The organism is Ensifer sp., from assembly GCF_031989085.1.
Lineage (GTDB): Bacteria > Pseudomonadota > Alphaproteobacteria > Rhizobiales > Rhizobiaceae > Ensifer.
On sequence record NZ_DALZXU010000002.1, the window covers coordinates 71285 to 93156 of the forward strand.

13 protein-coding genes and 1 pseudogene are annotated in these 21872 nt (G+C 50.7%); 8 read left to right on the forward strand and 6 right to left on the reverse strand.

Annotated elements, in window-relative coordinates; genetic code table 11:
• The 8 genes and pseudogenes from RTP54_RS13350 (at nt 1) to RTP54_RS13380 (ending at nt 13533) form a co-directional block, all read left to right on the forward strand.
• On the forward strand, nt 1–4791 hold the full coding sequence (locus tag RTP54_RS13350) for a glycosyltransferase (RefSeq protein ID WP_312363363.1): 4791 nt from the start codon (nt 1–3) through the stop codon (nt 4789–4791).
• 246 nt (nt 4792–5037) lie between these two features.
• Nucleotides 5038–5517: pseudogene (locus RTP54_RS31065) on the forward strand (glycosyltransferase); the annotation flags it as partial.
• A gap of 165 nt (nt 5518–5682) precedes the next feature.
• Nucleotides 5683–6234, forward strand: a complete 552-nt coding sequence (locus tag RTP54_RS13355) for a hypothetical protein (RefSeq protein WP_312363365.1) — start codon at nt 5683–5685, stop codon at nt 6232–6234.
• Between the two features lie 50 nt (nt 6235–6284).
• Nucleotides 6285–7397 (forward strand): non-hydrolyzing UDP-N-acetylglucosamine 2-epimerase, encoded by a 1113-nt coding sequence (gene wecB, locus RTP54_RS13360; protein WP_312363367.1) that lies wholly within the window; start codon nt 6285–6287, stop codon nt 7395–7397.
• A gap of 13 nt (nt 7398–7410) precedes the next feature.
• Nucleotides 7411–8865, forward strand: coding sequence for a glycosyltransferase (locus RTP54_RS13365; RefSeq protein ID WP_312363368.1), 1455 nt, complete (start codon nt 7411–7413; stop codon nt 8863–8865).
• The gene (locus tag RTP54_RS13370; RefSeq protein WP_312363370.1) at nt 8862–9878 is read left to right on the forward strand and encodes a glycosyltransferase family 4 protein; all 1017 of its coding nucleotides are present in this window, start codon (nt 8862–8864) and stop codon (nt 9876–9878) included. Before RTP54_RS13365 ends, RTP54_RS13370 begins: the two co-directional genes overlap by 4 nt.
• Before the next feature lie 103 nt (nt 9879–9981).
• On the forward strand, nt 9982–12843 hold the full coding sequence (locus tag RTP54_RS13375; RefSeq protein WP_312363372.1) for a hypothetical protein: 2862 nt from the start codon (nt 9982–9984) through the stop codon (nt 12841–12843).
• Nucleotides 12844–13182: 339 nt separating this feature from the next.
• Nucleotides 13183–13533 carry a transposase gene (locus RTP54_RS13380; protein ID WP_409517127.1) on the forward strand — a complete coding sequence of 117 codons (351 nt, stop codon included), beginning with the start codon at nt 13183–13185 and terminating at the stop codon, nt 13531–13533.
• Nucleotides 13534–14425: 892 nt separating this feature from the next.
• Here the strand turns inward: RTP54_RS13380 and RTP54_RS13385 are convergent.
• Genes RTP54_RS13385 through RTP54_RS13410 form a run of 6 tightly spaced genes read right to left on the reverse strand, consistent with a single transcriptional unit; the run spans nt 14426 to nt 21302 of the window.
• Nucleotides 14426–15727, reverse strand: coding sequence for a hypothetical protein (locus RTP54_RS13385; RefSeq protein WP_312363374.1), 1302 nt, complete (start codon nt 15725–15727; stop codon nt 14426–14428).
• Nucleotides 15720–16775, reverse strand: a complete 1056-nt coding sequence (locus tag RTP54_RS13390; RefSeq protein ID WP_312363375.1) for a hypothetical protein — start codon at nt 16773–16775, stop codon at nt 15720–15722. The genes RTP54_RS13385 and RTP54_RS13390 overlap by 8 nt, the downstream gene beginning before the upstream one ends.
• Nucleotides 16776–16789: 14 nt before the next feature.
• A complete protein-coding gene (locus RTP54_RS13395; RefSeq protein ID WP_312363376.1) occupies nt 16790–18043 on the reverse strand; it encodes a hypothetical protein in 1254 nt (417 codons plus the stop codon).
• A gap of 10 nt (nt 18044–18053) precedes the next feature.
• Nucleotides 18054–18707, reverse strand: a complete 654-nt coding sequence (locus tag RTP54_RS13400; RefSeq protein WP_312363377.1) for an ABC transporter ATP-binding protein — start codon at nt 18705–18707, stop codon at nt 18054–18056.
• On the reverse strand, nt 18704–19453 hold the full coding sequence (locus tag RTP54_RS13405) for an ABC transporter permease (RefSeq protein ID WP_312363378.1): 750 nt from the start codon (nt 19451–19453) through the stop codon (nt 18704–18706). The genes RTP54_RS13400 and RTP54_RS13405 overlap by 4 nt, the downstream gene beginning before the upstream one ends.
• 13 nt (nt 19454–19466) lie before the next feature.
• On the reverse strand, nt 19467–21302 hold the full coding sequence (locus RTP54_RS13410) for a glycosyltransferase family 2 protein (RefSeq protein WP_312363379.1): 1836 nt from the start codon (nt 21300–21302) through the stop codon (nt 19467–19469).
• Nucleotides 21303–21872: the final 570 nt, after the last annotated feature.

The window sequence follows — 21872 nt, forward strand, 5'->3', positions numbered from 1 at the left end:
ATGAAACGAAAGCTCGGTTGGTTTGCAAGAGTAGTCCAACGGGTTCGCCCGAGCGCTAGGGTGCTGTTTGATCCTGATTTCTACCTAAGGATGAATGGCGATGTCCGGTTGAGTGGCATTGAGCCCTGGTATCATTACCGCAGGCACGGCTTCAAAGAAGGTCGAAAGCCAAATTACATCTTTGATCCGAGTTGGTACTTGGCGCGATACCCCGATGTGAAAGCGTCGGGAGTTGAACCGTTGCTTCATTATTTCGCGCACGGCTTTGGCGAAGGGAGAGACCCGGGGCCAAAGTTCTCAACCAGCGCCTACCTTTCAATGTATCCCGACGTGGCGGCAGCGCACGTAAATCCTTTACTTCACTATTTGAATTACGGTCGAAGTGAAGGGCGGGCAACCGTATTGGCGGGGGCCGCCCTGAACTGCTCGGCCGGCGGCACAAGAATGAACGGTGAGCCGAATGCAAATTCGGTTGACGAGCATTATGCAATCGCCAGCAGCGGCTTTTTTGACCGTGAATATTATTTGTCGAGATACCCTGAAGTTGCTGCGAGTGGATTAGACCCGGTCACACATTTCTGCACTCAGGGTTGGCGAGAGGGATGTTGGCCAAATCCAGACTTCGATGTCTCCTACTACCTGGAGAACAACCGAGATGTTGCGGCGTTGGGTCTGAACCCGTTGCTACACTGGATTGATCACGGGCGCGGAGAAGGACGTAAGGTTGGCGCAGTCCAACTGCGCCTTGACGATACTGACCCGAACGGAAATCCCACCGTAATATTCTTGTCTCACGAGTCCTCCCGCACGGGAGCCCCTCGCGTATTGCTCAATCTAATCGAATGGGTTTCTGTAAATACAAGCATACCATTTCGTATTGTAATTGGATCTAGAGGGCCGTGGTCTGATAGGTTCGAGGCGCTTGGCGAGTGCTTCCATATGGATGCTGATCACGGGATTTCTTTCGACCGCAAACTTAGGGAGTTTTGTGGCGATAGAGTTGGTCTCATATATGCAAATACAATTGCCGCTGGACACTACATCCACCACTTGGATTTCCTCGACGCGGAAGTGTTAACTCATGTCCATGAGATGGAGAACCTTTTTTTACTTTATGAAGACTCCTTCCGAGCCCTGAAGGAGCGATCGTCCAGGTTCATAGCGGTGTCCGAGGGTTCCACGACTGCATTGCGAGATCGTGGAGTTCCCACCCGTTTTATAGATTACCTTCCACCATTCGTGACGCCGCAGTCGCCAACGGAAATTGGGGAGCGGTTGAGTGGCCATCGCATAATCTTTGGATGCGGGACGGCCGAAAACCGTAAAGGCTTCGATATTTTCTGTGAGGTGGGCGCGGCCTTGAAGCGATCTGCCTCATTGAATTTTCGAATGTATTGGATTGGCGCTGCCAGCGAAAGTATGCCTGATCCAGAGCTTGAAATCATCAAACGTGGCGTCAGTGATGTTGTAACGTGGCTTGGACCCAAAGACGCACCGGTAGACTATTTTCGACAAGGTCATGTTTTTTTGCTTCCTTCTCGCGAGGATCCCTTCCCATTGGTTTGCCTTGAAGCAGCGCAGCTTGGCTTGCCAGTGGTTTGCTTCGATTACCGCGCAGGGGGCATGTGCACTTTCGTAGAAAAAGACGCCGGTGCCGTTATCGACTATTTGGATGTAGAGCAGATGGCTGCAAAGGTGCGTGATCTGCTTAATGATGATTCTTACCGCGCGGCGCTTGGCATGAGAGCTAAAGAGAAGGCGCATTCCGACTATAGCGTCGATAAAGCTGGTCGACATATTGTTGGCCACTTTCCGGAGTTTACGCTTAACCCTGATGCTACGTGGCTTGATGTCGCCCTGCGGCGTATCGACCGGTCGCAAATCGTTTCATTCGATATATTTGACACATTGATTACGCGGCGGCTGAACCAGCCCGATATCGTCTTCGACCTACTGGAGTTTAGGCACACTCACCGCGAGGCCGCACCAATAAAACTATTTTCCGAACGCATGGATACCGCGGGCCGTGTTCTGATGGCGTTCGGCGGAAGTCGAGATGATGTTGATATAGATCAGATCTATGCCGAAATGGCGTTCTTCCGGAACTCGGAGATAGAGAAAGATCTCGAAATATCTGTTTCTGTTGCTCATCCTACCGCATTGTCTCTATACAGGTACGCATTGGAAAAGCGAAAGAAGATATTTATTGCAAGCGACATGTATTTAGATGCAGCTACTATAGAAACGATTCTTCGACGGAATGGGTTTACGCATTGGGATCAACTTTTTCTTTCGTCCGTCCTTGGTAAAAAGAAGGAAAGCGGGCGCATGTATGATTTACTAAAGGAGCGCGCAGAGGAATTTGGTGTAGCGCCAAATAACATCCTACATTTTGGCGATAACCGGCATAGCGATGTGGATATGGCCCGTCGAGCCGGCTTGAAGGCCTCGCATTTTCCAGCGCTCTACGAAGAGCGTGTATCAGCTGTAGATCCCCATGTTGATGTCAGCAATCTTTCCCAGATTGGTCGGCTCTGGGGTAGTTTCTCTGAACAGTCGTTGAAGCTTTGGCGCAAGACCCCAACTGGCTCCTCCGCGACGTTCCTCACTCGCCTTGGCTTTGAGGTCTCTGGCCCGCTCGCAGCGATGATGGCGCTATTCGTGAAGCAGACCGCAGACGAGGTTGGTGCGTCCAATATTGTCTTCATGGCCCGTGACGGGCGGATTATGAAGGACGCATTTGACGAATTGTTCAAAGATGATATCGCGTCCAGTAAATATGTTTCGCGCTACCTGCACCTATCTCGTGCAACAGTCGTTCCAGCCACCTTTGAACGCCAGTTATCGTCGAATGATGTCTATTTCCTGTTAGAGGGGCTGCATTTAGGCGCGATGCCACTGTCTTACTATCTTGTTAAAGCAGGGTTGGACCCCTCCGATCGTCATGTCGTTAGCAAGGTGAAAAAGCACTTCATTGGCACAGAGTTTGTTCCCGATTGGAGCCATCTTTCTATCGCCGCAAAACTCATCCGCAGTTTATCGGAGGAGATTTTCTTGGCGGCTTCTCAAAAGAGAGACCTTCTGAAGGGATACTTGGAGCAAAACGGTCTACTAGAGCCTGGGAAATTTCTCATCGTGGATGTTGGTTGGTTACTCAATATACAATCACGCCTTGAAAGTTTCATTAATAAAATCGATCGTAATGTAACTGTACTTGGCTGTTACGTCGGATCTCGAGATCGCGTGAGCAAAAGCGTGAAACACAGGGCGCTTTTGTTTGATTGCGGTGACCCAAGTTATTATGCCAAATTCGTAGAGGCTAATACGACGCTTTTTGAACTACTCTTTTCCGCTCCTGAGCCACCGGCAGACCGTCTTGAACGGACAGAGAGCGGGCAGGTGGAGCCTGTATTGAAGAAGCTAACTTCTCCACTTCCCACAGAATTTAGCACTGCATTAGAACTTCAGTTTGGAGCCCGCGCGTACTTCGAATACATCTCGGGGGCATTTTCGGATTTTCTTCCGCAGCAGGTTTCCCGGGATTACTTCTTCGCTCTGTTTAAAGGACTGGTACAAACTCGTACGCCCTTAGCACATGTCATGCTTAACGGAGTTGAGGTCAAGCTCGGGGGACACCACGAACTTCGACAGATCCAGAACCTTCTACCGGAGCGGCTTAATGTAGAATACACAATAAGCCCGCGAGACGAGTATTTCGAGCCAAAGGTGCTGTATGGAGATCCGAATCGCCGCGTCGTAGTAATTACTTCGGCCGGCCTCGGTAACGCTTCGACCCGGTATCGAGCGTTATGGTTCGCGGAATCTATGAACAAAGTTGGCTACGAAACCGTGGTGATCCATGCGAGCACCCCCTTAGAAAAAGCGCAACATTTCATAACTCGAGCCTGTGTTGTCGTCTTCCAGCGCTGCTTCGAGGCGCAAGGAAATGTCGAGTCGTTCTACCGCGTTGCGAGGGGGGCCAGCTTGCCTTGCATAGGTGAAATGGACGATTTGATTCTACCTGACCAGATAGCCATTGTAGGATCAGTTAAGGGTGGCGAGTGGAAAGTTGACGAAGCGGAGTTCGTGGCGCGGTCCTATGACAATTTTATGCGTAAGATGGATGGTTTCGTAGTTTCGACACCAGCCTTGAAGAGTGTGTTTGAAAGTCGGTACGCCAAAAAGGCTGTTGTCTATCGCAATAAAGTGCCAGCGACGTACGTGAGTGAGCCGGAGAGAAGCTTCGATGAGCTTCGGATGGTGTACGCATCGGGTACGCTTTCCCACAAAGCCGATTTTTCAATAATTGAAAACTCACTGTATCAGTTCTTGAAAGAACGTCCCGGTACCAAGCTGACATTACTTGGTGCAGTACAAAGTTCAGATCGGCTATTATCTCTGAAAAACGTACATAGTCTACCGTTATTGCGTTATGACGCTATGATGAGTGAGCTTAAGAAACACAATATTCTTCTTGTGCCGCTCGAACAGACGACGTTCAACGAATGCAAGTCTTCGGTGAAGTTCGTAGAAGCTGGTTCGGTCTCAATGGCGGTTTTGGCTTCCAAGGTTGCCGAATTTGATATGGCAGTTGATAATTGTCGGAGCGGGTTCATCGCTGTCACAGACGAAGATTGGTATGAAGTTCTAAGCCGATTGGCGGACGATCCCTCGATACTGCGTAAAATTGGAGGTGCAGCGCGGACGTCTGTGGTGACATCTTTCACAACTGACTTCATAGAATCCGAAGTTCGCGAGTTTTTCGATTGCTTGGGTCGCGCAGACGAGTAGGGTGTAAGATTAGCTGCAGGTCAATCTATCGGTTGGACCTCGGATAGTTTCGCCGGGCTCAGCTGGAGCAATTCTGCCAAGGGATTGCCCAAATTCGGGGGATGGTAGGTCTCCGCCAAAGAGAGAGCGGAGCGTCAAGCGTGAAATCATTTGAAACTGATAGTAATCTCAAAATGATGCTTCAATTTCTTCCAAAAACTGCAATTAAAATGGAGGTCGAAAAGGGAGCATATCGTGCAATCAGTAGTGCATATTCATATTCTAGAGGCCATTGGTCTCGGTGGCCTGGAGTCACGCCTAGAAGCAATTCGATGTCTCGATAGTACTGTCCAGCATATATTGGCGATACCATCTGGCTGGCGTAGCAGCGTCCCAACTTTTTGGGGCGGAGATGTTCTTGAGCTCCCGGTCAATCCAAACTTGCTGTGCGACTACAAAGGGCTCGTGCTCTTCCAAGAATCGCTATCAAGCATTCTTCATCTCTATCCACGCAGTGTCATTCATACGCACACACCGTGGCCCGCTATCGCAGTTGCGTCGGCGCCGTGTATGGCAACAAGTGTACACGTCCACACCCTTCACGGGCCAATATGGATACCGTGGCTAGGAAAGGGCAAAGGCATCTTTCACGCTGTAATCACGAATTTGGTTGACCGAGCGATTGCTGTGTCCGGTGAGGTGCGAGCGCGCGCAAACTCAGTCGGCCTAACTCGTCGATTGCTAATGATCTCAAATGCTTCAGCAACGGAGCGCTCAAGTGTAACGAAAACGAAGAAGGCTTCCGGAACTTCAATGCTAAAGGCCGCGTTCGCGTCACGGTTTGATGTCGGAAAGTGTGAGGGTCTCTACGAACTTTTGGAAATGTTAAGAGATTGCCCTGACGTGGTCCGCTTGGACATTTTTGGCGACGGCCCACTGTTACATGAAATCACACAAAAAGTTAAGGAAGTTGGAGGGCAGATTCGAGTGATGGGGGCCGATCATTCGTTCAAAACTAAAATACCTGACTATGACTTGATAATCGGCGAAGGGCGCGTCGTATTGGAGGCTTTGTCGGCTGCCAAGCCTGTGCTTTTGTGCGGTTCACAGCTTGCTGGCTTCGTAACGTCTGAAAACATCGACGCTATTGAATACTCGAATTGCACATCTCGTGGGTTGAGCGATGTCAAGCCACCGTCTTTAGCTGAACTACTAAATCCTCCCGCTCCACCTCCGATGCCAGCGTGTCTTTCAATACCTGAACTGAACGCATATCTAGCGATCCGTTCAAATAGAGCAGTTGTTGCGAGGCAGCAGTTCTCGGCCAATTTTAAGAATGTGATCCTTTGCCAGGAGCGCGAAAGGATGAATGTAATTGACATAATAGACGGGCTGGAACAAGAGAGCGGCGGTGGATGTGCGTTGTTGTCCAACCAGTATAATCGATTGTCTGATTGTCGATGATCGATTGATGTATCTGTATCTATTCTAATAAGCAAAAATTGGAGCTTGGCTTGAGTAACACTGTTATTGTTGTTTTTGGCACGCGCCCTGAGGCCATCAAGATGCTTCCGGTTCTTAAACAGCTCCGTGCCGAGAACTTTTGTAATGTGCTTTCTGTTTCAACGGGGCAGCACAAGCAAATGTTAGAGCAGGTACTTCGGATTTTTGACGAGAAAGTTGACGTAAATCTCGACGTGATGACGCAGAACCAGTCCTTGGCTGAGCTTACAGCTAAGATACTTGGGGAGTTTACAAAGCTTCTCGTAAAAGTGCAGCCATCCCTGGTTCTTGTACACGGAGATACGACGACTGCGATGGCCGCGGCACTAGCCTGCTTCTATGCAAAGATTCCGATCGGCCACGTCGAGGCCGGGCTTCGATCGCGCGATTATTCTCAGCCCTGGCCCGAAGAGTTAAATCGCGTCTTCATTGACTCGATTGCAAAACAGCTCTACGCACCTACAGCTCAGGCAAGACGCAATCTATGTGACGAAAAATCGGTGCTTGGGGAAGTATACGTAACGGGAAATACGGGAATTGATGCACTATTCTACGCGGAAGCGAAGTTAAGTGGAGCAGCATCGCAGCTTGAAAAATTCAGTTTTCTTTTAAATGACAAGCGAACAATTCTCGTTACTGGTCATCGAAGAGAAAACCTTGGGGAAGGTTTCCGCTCAATCTGTAACGCATTGCTGGAGCTCGCAAATAGGCCGGATGTACAAATTGTCTATCCTGTGCATCTGAATCCGGCAGTCAGAGCGACTGTAACCGGAATGCTAGAAAGTAGCGACAATATCCATCTCATTGATCCGGTAAGCTATATCGAGATGGTCTTTCTGATGAAGAACGCTCATCTGATTTTGACTGATTCCGGTGGAATTCAGGAAGAGGCGCCAGCACTGGGGAAGCCCGTTCTCGTCTTACGCGATGTGACCGAACGACCGGAAGCTGTCGCTGCGGGAGTCGTGAAAATAATTGGTACAAAAAAGGACGTAATCGTGGAGGAGACAAACCTCCTTCTCGATGATGACGAAGTGTACAAGGGGATGGCGCGTAATATTTCACCATACGGTGACGGTACATCTTCAAAAAAGATTGCCAAAATTATTAGGGAAACACTTTAAGGAAATTTATTTTATGAACGCTCAAGGCAATCACAATGCTGACATGCATTCTCAGTTGCGCACGGACAATGTTCGGCTGCACTCAGATATTATCCGGCTTTCTACGGAGCTGAAAACATTGAGAGTCCTTTTGGCTTCGGAGCGCTCGGGGGAGCAAGAGCTGGAGCAATTGCGGCAGTCTTTGTTTGAGGCCAGGTACACGTCCAAACAGATTACGGTGGCGCGCGATAGGCCAACGATTGATATTTCTTCTATTTCGTTTCTATTACAAAACGCTGTTGCCCGCCTTAGTGAGCGTAACGCAGCTGGCGATGGGGTGGTAGATCTAGAAGCATTGTCGGACATCATGTCGTTTGACGTCGTCGATGGTGTTCGTCTTGGCTGCGAGCTTGTGAAGACCGGCCTGCGTCGAGGTTTGTTCATCGTGAATTCTGCGTTCGAGTTTAAACCCGAGTATAATCAGCGCCCTATTGCGCTTGCAAAAGAGGCTGCTGCGGCCGGATACTTTGTGATCTTCGCAGCGTGGCAATGGGATCCGGAAGAGAAGCTGAAGCATAGAGGGCGCATATTTGGAGGTTCAGTACTTGAGATAGGTCGTTTCGATCTCGAACTACTAGAGAAACTAGTCCGGGAAGCTGCGCTCGAAAGCGAGGGTACCTACCTTCTGACGCTGCCGAGTGAGGATTTTGTGGAGTTTGTCCCGACCGCTCAATCGCTGGGCTTCAAAGTGATTTACGATATCATGGATGAATGGGAGGAGTTTAGCGAGGTTGGTCAAGCGGTTTGGTGGCGTGAAGAATTCGAGTTGAGGGCTATTCAAGCGAGTGACAAGGTAACGGCGGTCTCCAATGTGCTTGCAGAAAAGTTTTCGCTTCTGCGTACGGACATCGTATGCATCCCGAATGGGCTGCGTGGAATGAGCCATCGTGAACATTTTGTTTCGAATAGGAATCATTCACCGAACGACAAGATCGTCGCTGGTTATTTTGGTCACCTGACGGATGCTTGGTTCGACTGGCCGGCCGTTCTAGATTTAGCCTCTGGGAATCCTGATATCGAACTACGTTTGGTTGGTTACGGCGAGCCAGAATGGGTTCGGGAACGGATACAGAGTCTCCCGAACGTGAAGCTGTTAGGGTTCATTCCCGCCGATCAGTTGGCAGAAGTAGCAAGCACGTGGCACGTCGCACTCATTCCATTTGTTAATGGTCCGTTGGTGCGAGCCGTGGATCCGATAAAGATCTACGAGTATCTCTACTTTGGATTGCCGGTGATTGCGAGCGGGATGCCGCATCTTGCAAATTACCCGGAAACAATTGCGCTTCAAAGTTTGGGTGACAGTGGTCAGTTGATCAAGGAAGTCTTCGCGCGAATTTGTGCCGGGGAGTTAGATTACTCAGCGATGGCCAGTTTCACGAGCGCGTCCTTGTGGCGCGAACGTTTTGCTGCGTTGGTGGCACCAAAATGAAGCGGGTCCGCATCCTCACTGTGTATCAGTTCGCTACCTTAGGGGGCGTTGAGCGTGCACTATTGAACCGTGCGTTAGCATTGAAGGCGACCGGCGCACAGGTCACTCTTGATCTCCTTTTCTTGCGGGATCATGGTGGGTTGGCGGCGATAAAGAAGGCCATCGACTCTTACGGCCTGCATGATTATGCTCGTGTCGTCACTAATCCTCGACTCGCGGACTATGAGTTTTTTAGTCTTATAGATACTCCCGAGTTCTTCGAGTTTGTCCCCAAACGCAGTAAACTCTTTGCAGAGTGCCACGCTAGTGGCTATCAAGCACAGGTCTACCTTAGAACATTGCCAGTTCACGTGCGCGCGGTGGGCGTACCATCATTGTCTGTCCAGAGGCGTGTAAGCGAGCTGGTCAACGTTCCAGTTGAAATTCTACCAAACCGGGTACCCCAGCCAAGATCCGCCTTGGGCAATGGCCGCTGGGGAATGCCAGTTATCTTTTATATCGGCCGAGTCGAGCCGGGGAAAAATGTCAGCGAAGCATTGAGAATTCATGCTCTGGCAAAGAATATTGAACCAGAAATCTCCATGCTCATTATAACCCCAAGCCGCGATTGCTCATCTGTGTACGACGAAGCTAGTCATCTAGGGACCCTCAAGAACGTCTTCATAAGAGGTGCAGTGCCCTTCGACGAGTTTGATGAGCTATATTCCGAAATTGGATCTCAGCGGAGTGTGTTTGTATCAAGCTCGCGGCATGAAACGTGGGGCCTTTCGGCGGCGGAGTCCATTGCCGCAGGGATTCCAGTGGTGTTGGCTGCCAATGAAGGACACCGCGAAGTTGCCCGAGAGAATGAAGCTTTCCTTTATCCTCTCGGGGATGAAGAAGCCGCTGCTGGGAAAGTGTTGACTGCCTTGAATAGGAGCGAGCGGATCATGGAAGACCTTTCCGACCTTAGAGACTACCATACGCGCTTGGCAGATGTAACGTCGGCTACTATTTCCTTCTTTGGACTCTGAACTAATGAATATCTTCTTTAAGAGCTTCGGCCATCGAAGCACAACGTCGACGCGGTCTCAACAGTCATTTCAGGTGGCGCCACTATTCGATAGTTCGTGGTACATGGACACCTACCATGACGTAGCAGGTTCGCACCTGGCACCATTTGACCATTACATCAAGTTCGGATGGCATGAGGGGCGTCGACCTCATCCGCTTTTTGATCCGAACTGGTATCTGGCAGAGAACCCTGATGTCAAAGAAGCAAACCTGGAGCCGTTGACGCACTACTCAGAAGTCGGCTGGCGGGAGGGCCGCAAGCCCCACGAACTCTTCGACGGTCCGTGGTATCTGCGTCAAAACCCTGATGTCTTGCACTCGGGGTTGGAGCCGCTGGCACATTACGTAGCAAATGGCTGGCGAGAGCGCCGCCAACCCCATCCACTCTTTGACGGACAGTGGTACTTAGCGAGGAACGCTGACGTCAGGGACGCGGGAGTTGAGCCGTTGGCACACTATTCTGCGACCGGTTGGCGCGAGGGCCGCCAGCCACATCCTCTTTTCAACGGGCAATGGTATCTTGGAAAAAACAGAGACGTGAGAGATGCGGGCCTTGAGCCGTTGGCGCACTATTCGAGTTTCGGTTGGCTCGAAGGACGCCAGCCACACCCTCTTTTTAATGGGGAGTGGTATCTGGATCGGAACCGGGACGTCCGGGAGGCGGGCTCAGATCCGCTAGCGCATTTCGTTGCAAATGGCTGGCGCGAAGGACGTCAACCGATGGCACTTTTTGACGCTGACTGGTATTATAGAAACAATCCGGACGTTGCCAAGCTTGGCGGGAATGCGCTCATTCACTACATCGAGTTCGGTAGTGCTGAAGGGCGGTCACCACATCCACTTTTTGATGTGAAGTGGTATGCTGAAGTAAACGCCGATGTAAGCCTCGCCGGACACGAGCCACTCGCTCACTATATTGAATTTGGATGGAGCGAGGGCCGATCACCGCACCCGTTGTTCGATACAGCGTGGTATTTGGCGACAAATCATGAAGTCGCGCGATCCATTGGTGAGCCACTCACACACTACATTGAAACCGGCTGGAAGAAAGGGTGTGAACCGCACAGGATCTTTAGCGGGAAGAGGTATCTGGTTGGCAACCCAGATGTGCTTGAGGCTGGTCGCGAACCGCTTTCTCACTACGTGGAATTCGGATGGCTTGAGGGTCGTTCACCGCATCCATTATTCGATGTGAGTTGGTATCTCGCAGGGAATCCTGACGTAAAAATATCTGGAAGGGAACCCCTGTCTCACTATGTTCAGCGTGGGTGGAAAGAAGGACGAAAACCAAACCCTTACTTTTCTCCACTTTGGTACAGTTCAGTTTACTCCGTAGGAAACGGGGAGCCACTTGCGCATTATGCTACTGTTGGGGAGGCGCAAAATCACAAGCCTTGCCCCTATTTTGATCCGATATGGTATCAAGAACACTACAAAGACGTGACGGTCAGCGCGCTAGAGCATTTCGTGGCCCAAGGGGCTCTTGAGCGCCGTAAGCCGAACGCCGCATTCGACTCCGATTGGTATTCTAGGGAATATCAGCTACCAAGCGAAGTATCCCCCCTCCAGCATTTCTTGGAGATTGGGCAGGCAGCGGGTTTGCGGCCAAACTGTGCTTTTGACACGTGTTGGTACAGGCGGGAGCACATCGACGCCCTCAACAGCACTGGATGCGCCCCGTTCGAACACTATCTTGTATATGGAATTCATTCGAGGGCTTTTAGATCAGAACTGGAAAAGCTCTCGGGCCGAGATCTAGCTAATCGCTCGGAATCTGATTTCCCGAGCGCCGGTAATCTGGTTCCGGCCGTCATAGAAAATATTGTCTCCGTATTTTTCGGAAGGGAGCCGTATATTGTATTTCTTTCGGTTGTCGATCCCTTTAATTGCCCTTCGGGCGAGGGGTATGTCCAGCGGTTGCGTTCTATTGATGCCCGATTCAAGGACTGGAAACGGCTTTATGTTTGTTTAAGCGGCCAAGGCGAAGGAAGTAACTTCCGAAGGCATGCAGAGGGAGTCTTTGCTCTCTATTTGTCTGATCCGCTTATCGGTGAGGTCGTGGTGGGCCTAGCTAAGAATGCAGCTGCAGTTTATACCCATACAATCTTCCCGCTGAGGAACGCAGATGCGTTCGAGGCGTTCACTAGCGCAAAGAGGCGGATTATTGATTTGCATGGGGTGGTTCCCGAAGAGCTTGAACTTCAGGGTGATCCTATAGGGGCGACCCAAGCGCATGAGCTCGAATGTCAAGCGCTTCTGGAAGCAACAGAGATTGTCTGCGTTACGCATTCGATGAAAGATTGGATTTCGGCGAAGTATCCGGTACTGGAGGATACAAGGCTTATAGTTGTCCCTATTGTCGTTGATTACCCTTACCTTTCTACTGTAAATGAAAGGTCTAATCTTGAGGATAGGCTCATCTATGCAGGCGGCGTTCAAGAATGGCAGTGTTTACCCTTAGTGGTGGCGCATGCAGCATCTATCGACCTCGCGGTAACGATTGTGACCCAAGAGACCGATGCCGTTGAGAATATCTTGGCGAAATACTCGGAAAACCAACGTAAGAGCATTTCGGTTAAAAGTGCCGCAAACACACAACAAGTATGGATCGAGTATCTGAAGGCCGATTTTGGCTACGCTTTGCGAACTAACTCGATTGTCAACCGAGTGTCCTGCCCAACGAAAATAGTCGAGTATTGTGCAGCTGGCGTGATCCCTATACTTCATTATGAGGAAATCGGTGATTTCCAGCGAATGGGCTTATCTTACATCCTCCGCGATTCGTTCATTGAAGGTCAGATTCCGACACAGAAGCAGAGAATGGTTATGATGGAGAACAATATTAGGATATTTCAGCAAATTCGCCTACAGCACTACGAGGGTGTCAATCTTCTTCTCGATCGCATTGTCACTTCTCTTCACTGACCATACATTTCGGGCAGCGCATAGCATGCAAGGTATGCACTGAGCGAGAATGAGTTGCTTTATGGTTTAATTCGAAACCGAGAACCTAGGCCGGAGGTGGTTAGGTTAATCCCGGGTTCCTACTTAGAAGAGTAGTCATCTGAGGAAGTCCGATTGAAATGATCAGTCGGTGGCGCTGATCGGGCCGGATGCGGTTCGCGAAACGGATCCAACTGCGGCAGCAGAAAGGGCCGCACCGAAACGGTCCGCAAAGCCGTCGCTCATGGAGATCGGCTGGAGGTCTATCCGCCAGAACCGGGCCAAACCGAAGATCGCGGCCTCAAGCAGTGGTAGGACAACGTGCTTTCGGACCTGGCGCGCTCAACCAACACGGCGGAGGCGATCCGCTATGCGATGACCCGATGGGCCTCTCTCTGCCGCTTGCTCGATGCCGGCACTATAGAAGTCGGCAACAATGCCGCCGAGCGGTCAATCCGGCCGATCGCGCTCGGCCGCAAGAACTGGCTGTGCGCCGGATCGGACAAGGGCGGTGAGCGCGCTGCCGCGCTCCTGTCGCTCATCGAGCCCGCGACGCTCAACGGTCTCGATCCCGAGACCTATCTTTGCGACGTTCTCACATGCACCGCCGATCATCCGATCAACAGGGTGGGTGCGCTGTTTTCGTGGCGTCTCGCAAAAGAAGACAACTGATTTGGGGAGAATTCGTGAAGGCGCAGACGACTGCTCTGCTATTGGCACTCACCCGCCCCCCGGTCCACAGCTTGCTTCATATCCGAGCTGCGGGACCTTGCCGTCTTCCAGGAGGCAGAAGTAATCATCAGTGCCAGAGTTACACGATGTGAAGCTGCCAGTGTCCCACATCGCGATCTTTGCCTTAGAGGTCGTTGATACGAAACGCACCGCGGGCCCCGCGGTACCGGGGAATGGACAGCACGCTGGCAGCGCAGCTCATTCGGGGAACCCGACAGGTGGGATGGCCCGGCCGATGTTATCGTCGTCTTGAAGGCCGTGATCGATTACGATGGCATCGCTAGAATTGAAGTTGTCCAACAATCTTGCGGGCCGACGAGCAATTTGGCCGACACGCCAAGAAACGTGCAGCAAATAGTGGACGAGCTGCGGTAGGGCACTGGCTTCACCGGACGCTTACCCACGATGGCGGTTATGATGCGATCCGGCGTCATCGCGGCGAATGGCAAGTGTCGAGAGAATGCCGCGCCGATCATCGCCGATGACACTTGAAGCCATCAAACGGACGGAAGCCTACTCTACGTGGAGCGGTTGATCGACTGAATTACCGTTGACCCAGGCCGAAGCCGAAGCGTCGTCGCAGGACAGCCTGCCGCTCGTCGGCTACCTGGTGACTGGCTTCAAACCGAGCAGGCAACACTGTCGTGCGGTTCCCCACCGCCTATTATGAGCGATATACTCAACTATATTGATCCTCAAGCCGGGCTGGTATGCCCTGCGGCCCTTACCGGATGCTTGGGATGTCTTCACACGCTGCGGCCTTGCCCTGAATGCAGCGCCAGGGAAGTATGCGATGCATTCCTAGTACAATTTTTCTTCGGGATTCCAAAAATTACACTTTGCTGTCTTTTATGCTCGCGAACAAAAGACATCCGATTCCCCATAGCACGAATAATCCCAGAAAGACCACGAATGTGTCCAGAATGGGTCGGGGTAAAAGTGCACTCTGGGGTATTAAAGGCGGGACAACAACGACAACATACAATTGCTGAACCAAAATACGTCTCCGTGCTTCCTCGTAAGCTGACCGCGCAAGCATATAAATCTTCTCGGAAAACTCCTCTTGGAGCTTAAGCAGTTGATATTCTTTAAGCTGCTCCGAGAGGGTGCCCTTGGACATACCCGTTAGTTTTTCTGCAAACGTTTGTATCTGGTCTTCTATAACCTTGACCTGTGTTTCGAGGTATTTATCGCCAGGGCGCTGAGTGAGGCCAGAAAGGTTCCCGACGTCAATTTGGGCTTGAAGCTGTATTCGCTTTAACGAAAGCTCCGTCATTGCCGAAGTGATTTGTTTAACGGCCATGACTGGATCGATACTTCCGGATCTCTGTTGAAAGTTTAAGATCTGTGTTCGGGCGTTGGCCAGGTCGGCCGCTGACCTATTAACCTCTTCATTAGCCCGACGAAGAGCATCGTTCTTGGTGCGCTCCGAGATACGATTGATTAACCGTTCACTATTTTCGACAAGTTTGTTTGCAAGGACGTATGCGTCGTCGCTGCTATACGCGCGAACTCGCATGGTGAGAATGTTCGAGACTGAATCAAGAGAAAGAGTTACATGATCTCTCCAATAATCCCACACTTGTTCTTTGTCGGAATTCGGGCTTAGCCTAGAGAACCAGTCAATTTCTATTTTGGAGTAGTATTCGTAAACTGCAGGCTTCCCGCCAATATCTTCAATTATGGCTCTGCTTTTCAGGTAGTCAGATATTATCTGCGTGTCTTGCCCTGAGGAATAGGAGGATCCCAAGTTGAGTTTGTTAATAAATGAGCTCGCCACAGACGACGAAGTTTCTCCAGGAGAGGATTCTTGCGCTTTCCTAACTGTAAGCTTCACCTCGGTAACGTATATGTCCGACGCGAAAAAAATGTAGTATAATAGTACCATCAGGGTTGGGACGATCACTACGAGAAGAAGTGATCGGATGAGCGCGCCGCCACCCGCCGATGCGAGCGTAGTCGGTTCACTCGCCGCCTCGCTCGTCGTAATTGCACGACTACTGCTCCCCCGCTCGATCGCTTGAAGGAGACGCGCCCTTGTCGTTACAACGGCAGACCTTGGCCTCCATGAAGATTGGGAGAGTTTTGATGTCGGAGCTGTGCGCGAGTCTCGTCGCGAGAATATCTTAAACATCGGTTTTTCCGGCGTTGTGCCAGGCTTCCTTTGCGAATGAGTATAGGGCAACATCTTCGTCAAGAAGATCTAGGACCAATCCAATTCTCGCAAGACGTGCGCTCAATTCGAACGTTGCCGGGAGTTCATCCAAGCCTTGTGACGGAAAGATATCCGCGTTGAGTTGCGCGTTGGCCATGCAGGCGAACATCTCAAAATTCTCCCGCAATCCCACAACGGTAAATTGAGCCAAATTGTCGAGCGCAACACTAACATTACGCCTCTGAATCTCTTCCTCTGGCAGTGAACCATATAGCCTAGTCATTGGTGAGCGAAATGCCCTTCGGGCGGATGGGGGCATCGTTCGAAATGCAGTGAGCAGTGATTTTTCGTCGGAGAAGTCGATGCTAGAAAGTTGGGGCAAAATCTCGGAAAAAGTTGAGAACGCCGCATATGCGCCCAGGGGGCTCTTGCTAGGGTTCTTCGCCAAGTGCGACAAGAATAGAAGCTTCTCCGCAAGCTCATCAAACGGGTCTCGCAACAACGCGCACGACACAAATCTTTGTTCCAATGCAACGCTGCCATACCGCATCCAATTCACGCTTCCGCCTACAAAAATGGAGTCGGAAAACCGGAGCGCTAAAATTCCAGACAGCGTGTCAAGCGACAGTCTCTCAGCGAGAGGGTAGCTCATCGCAAAGTTTTGCGATACCTCACGTAATAGTTTCAACTGAGGCAGGAGGCTCGCGTCGGTAACAAGAAGCTTAAGGTCCTTGTGTTTCGCTAAGTTAAAACGTCGGTAAATTATGAGTCCACTTTCTGCCTCGACGATAGTAACGTCAGCAAGTTCACCAAGTTCAGGTACCGTACTCTCATCAATATGAAACCCGGCTAGACCGGTAGTATGCATTCCGAGATCACGGAGATCAGTTCGCAACACGTTCGCTTTGAATTGAACGTCCTTGCGCGAGGCAACTTTGATGGTTAGCTCGGGTGTATCACCTGGATTATCTGGAATCAGCCAGCCAGAGATAACGGAGCCGTTGTCAATATCGATGAAGAATTGCATTTAGCTGCGCCGAGTTATGCTGTGTGATCGCGGGCGAGCATGGCTAAACCGACCGTGATGGCCCACAACAGACCGGTACCAAGTGCCACCGTGAACACAATTAAGATACGTCTTGGATAGAGCGCCTCCTCAGGCAATGTTGGTTGCACATGCGTAAGGATATAGGACCGTTGTCGTTCTGTTGTCATTCGCGCAGCCTCAAAAACGGCCACTGCCTTTTGGTACTCTGTTTGCGCTACTTTTAGATCAGTTTCAGCCTCGGATAGCTCAGCGCCTCTTGATGCTATACTGGAATCGGTGTCGCCGCCTGCGATTGACTGTTCGTACACAGCAATTTGCTGGCCAATAGCAGTAGCTTGGTTCTTGAGAGAACCAAGTTGAGGGGCGCTTCCCGAATCGTTTTCTTCCAAAGACTGTATTTGCACATCAAGTTTGGCCTTTTCAAGCCTCAATTTAGTCAGTACCTCTGTGTTCGCCGCGGCCGCCAACGTTACGTCGAGGATACCGGTCGAGTCTCTCATCGCTTTGAGCTTAAGAATAGAGTTGGTCAACCGATCCTTCGTTGTATGAACTTCAGCCTCAGCCTCACGTAATCCATTGTCTTCTGTCCGGCGCGTCAAACGGTTCACCATCAGTTCCGAGATGCGGAGTATCTCGTCCGTGAGGCGGAGACTATCCTCAGCACTGAAAGCTCGGACTCTCAACGTCGTTAGGCCGGAGCTTCTCTCGACCGAAATGTCCACTTTCCCCTTCCAGTATTTTATCAAATCTTCTGACGTGGGGTTCGCCGCAAGGCTGGAGATTGGATCCCAGCGTTTCGTCGTGAACAAGTCAGTAAGGCTGAAGGAATCGGTCAATTGGTTGATAATCGCTCCGCTTTTTACGTACTCAGCCACTATCGCCGCATCCGTTGCTTGGCCGCTGCCAAGCAACGCTGATAGTCCAGCCATTGGACTAGACCCAGAAGAATCGGCCGATCTAATTGAGAAACGCGCCTCTGAAACGTACTGATCTGATGCAACTATCGAATAATAGAAAGCGACCACTGCGGTGGGGACGACAAACAACAACACCAAGGAACCGACTGCAAAGAGGCGAAATAATCGATCACCCTTGCGTGCGCGGAATCCCCCTCCTCCGCTTATGGTTGGCCTGGGAGTGCGTGCCTTCCGAGCGACTTTCCTGAGTTCCACTGAAATGGCCCTAGCCCGGCGGATACTTTCGTCGACAGCGAGGCGCCGCTCTTCTTCCACGGCAACTTCTTGCATCTACCCACACCTACTGATTGAGCTTGTTGTACAACTCGATAGCGTCATCAACATTGGAGAATTCATATGCCACACCATGCGCCAACACAATCGCCCGGCTACAGTAATCGCGAATCGTCTCCATCGAATGAGACACCATTATGACGTCTGATCGAGCACGCCTGCGTGAAAATTCCTCGTGGCATCTGGCTTGAAATCTTGCATCTCCAACTGCGGTAACTTCATCGATCAAGTAGCATTCAAAATCGATAGCCATTGATAGGCCAAACGCCAACCGTTGGGCCATTCCCGATGAGTAGGTACTATATGGCTCGTCTATGTAAGCACCAATCTCGGCGAAGTCTTCCACGAAATCGGTCGCCTTTTTGGGATCTTGTCCGTAAATTCGCGCAACAAATCCTATGTTTTCTCTCCCGGTCATCGCGGGATGTAGCCCGCCCGAGAAACCCAATGGCCATGAGATTCGAGCTGAACGCCTTATTCGACCCGAATTTGGTAGTTCTGTTCCAGCCAGCATGCGCATGGTTGTGGACTTCCCGGCGCCATTGATTCCTAGTATTCCGTATGAGGTTCCGGCGCGAAACGTCAAGTTCACGTGATCCAGGATGACTTTTGTGCTTCCGCGGATCCGATAATATTTGAAGACGTCATCCAGAAAAATCATGGCGCTAGTAGCTTGCCTCTTAGAAAGCGCTCCCCGAGCAATCCGAGAAAAAACGATACTGTCGCAACAGACAGCAGGTATGTCCGAGACAACGCATCGTCGCCGTAACCTTCATAGTAGGCGGACCGAAGCCACTCGACGCAATGGAAAAGGGGATTGAACCACATTAGTTCTCTAGCATCGGCAGTCAGGGCGGAGGGAACGGCAAACACTCCTGCAGTCATATATAAAACAATCATGATCATCACAAACGTGATGTTCCACATTCGAAACACGGAAGCCAAAACGACGTTAAGAAAACCAAACGATAGTGAAAGATATATGGTTGCGAGCAACCCTGATGCGAGTGTAACTTTGTCAATTGGCGTCACATCCACAGATATTAATGTGAGCGCAACATACGCCAGAATTACAACGACGAAGGCTGTTAAGAACTCAATTGCCGCTCTAGATACGATTACATCAAATGGCCGTACTACCGGAAAAAGAAAAAGTGGTCGGTTGACGTCCAGCGCCATCCCCATCATTCGCGCTGGGTAAAGACAAACTATGTACGGCAGAACGCCGGTCGCCACAAATACCGCAGGATCACCGCCAATTGGCGCAACCTTGTTAACGAAGGCCATGATCGTCACAAGCACGGTCAAGTGCACGAAAGGCCAGGCGATAGCAAGCAGGTAGCCGACGTGCGAGCGTCCAAAACGGGTCCTCATATCACGCAATATCAGCGCGCCAATAACGTTCATTCTTGCCTGTATGCTAACTGCCGGCATAATTTGGCCACACGGAATTATTGCTCGTCTCATTGCCAATGCCTTTCAGATGTCGGCGCGGCGGAAACGAAAGGGAGTAGTCTTCATATTTAAGCGTTAGGTTAATGGAGTACCAGGGGTCGTGAACGAGCCTGTCACCCCAACGCCTGTTCATAAATTCAACTTCACTGCGAAACCTTTGTATCTTTTGCGGGGTGTCTTCTTTCCCCCGGGTCAGGCTTTCATGGTGAATTAGCTCTGCAAATGGGGTAAAAACGTTGCGATAGCCGGCATCCAACGCCCTCAGACAAAGGTCAACATCATTGAACGCAACCTTGAGGTTGACCTCATCGAGGCGACCGATCTCTTCAAATACGGTCTTTCTCACAACCAAGCACGCTCCGGTTACGGCCGATACGTTTCTATGAATGCACAAGTTCGAGAAATATCCTGAAGCTCTTCTGCTGGCATATTTGTAAGAGTGACCGGCGATACCGCCGATCCCGGTCACAACGCCCGCGTGTTGTATTCGCCCTCCCGGGTAAAAAAGTTTGGGGCCGACGCAACCAATGCCTTCTTGCAATGCGATGGATACCAGTTCGCCCAACCAGTCAACCGATTTGACTTCAACATCGTTGTTCAACAGGCACAATACGTCGCCTGAGCTCGCCATTACTGCCTTGTTGTTAAGTTTGGCGTAATTGAACTCTCCGTTTAAGGGGATTACCAACGCAATATTTAAATCTGAGAGTTTTTTCAGGTATTGAATCGTTTTCTCTTCGACGGATCCATTGTTGACTATAATAATTTCATATTTATAGTATCTGGTCTTTTGTACGATCGACTCGATGCATTTCTGCAGCGTTTCCTTTTGATCACGCGTCGGAATGATAATGCTCACCAACGGGAGATTCGCGGGGAGAGCGAACCGAGTTCTGTAATACGGAAGTCCGTCCACCGGCGAGGCTTTTGCATCTAGTTTTAGGCGATCAAGGTGCGCCTGTAGGGCGCGTTGACCGGCAAGCACTGCGTACGACTTGTTGTGAATTGAGCGTGCTGTTGAGCCCTTGGAAGCTCGCCAGTGATACAGCACAAAAGGAATGTGAACTATATCAACAGCCTCTACTACTTCAACGACCCGAAGATTTAGGTCATAGTCTTGGCTTCCGTCAAATTCGGAGCGCCACTTTCCTACCCGAACAATATTGCTGGCCCTGTGCAAGGTAAAATGGTTGAGGTAATTCTGCGCCCTAAGCAATTCGAGCGAAAAATCGGGCTTGAAATAAGGTTGGTAACGATTGCCACTCTCGTCAAGTTTGTCCTCATCTGTATATATGAGCTGCGCTCTCGGATTGTCGTTTATGGTTTGAGCAACTAACGAGAGGGCTTCTTTGTGCAGCAGGTCGTCTTGATCAAGCAATCCAATCCATTCGCCCGCCGCAAGATCGAAAGCGCTATTTGTTGCATCGCTAATATTCCCGTTTTCGGTCCTGAATACGGTTTTTATACGAATATCGGTCGAGGCTAATTGGGAAACTACTCTCCTTACCTGGTCTGAGGTGGAGCAGTCATCAGCAATGCACAGTTCCCAATTCTGATAGGATTGCTTACCCAGGCTAGAAACCGCAGCAATTAATTGCGCAATATCCGGATTATAGACGGGCATAAGTATTGAGATTAAAGGGCCCGTGGTGACTCCTTCAAATGATAAAGAGGTGCTGCTAAGGTCATATTGTTTAACCCATCGAGCGTACACCTTTGGTCGTTTTCTAAATAACCGTGATGCCAACTCTTTGTGGACGATGTAATATTCAATTATTTTACGATAGGCAGATTTAAGCATCTATTTAAACTTTTGACCGGGCATTGCTTGCATTTTGCCATCTCGCGGCAAGCGGCGGATAAACGTTGACCGCGAGCGACGTGGTCGCGATGACCTTTATAGACTGTGTAGGCGCTCCATTCAACGCGGGACAGAGGCGCAGTTGACTTTTAGGAAGGCTCGGGCTGCGTGACCGTTGCATAGCATCTCGGCCCGAGGGCACGCTTCGCTCCGAAACAGGCAGTTTGCTGTCTCGACATAGCTGTCGTTGAGAACGGTGGCCATTAAGGACCGTCGGTTTATCTGCCAAGTGGTGCAGGCGCGGAAGCGCGTCTAGAAGTGTTATTTACGACTCATGCAACGCAAACTGCGTGCAACGGGGGCGCGATGGCGGCTCAGGCGCCACTTCGGTCGCACGCGCCAGGACATCAAGCCGGGCAGGGCACGTGTCCTGCGCGAGCGCTACGAGGCACTGAAGGCTGCGAAAAAAGGCGACCAAGGCCGACAAGTAGGTTCGCGTTAAACACTGAAACCGAAAGTGAAATCGGGGCGGATTGCCTCGTCCGGCAAATGCGTTACCAAGGCAGCGCG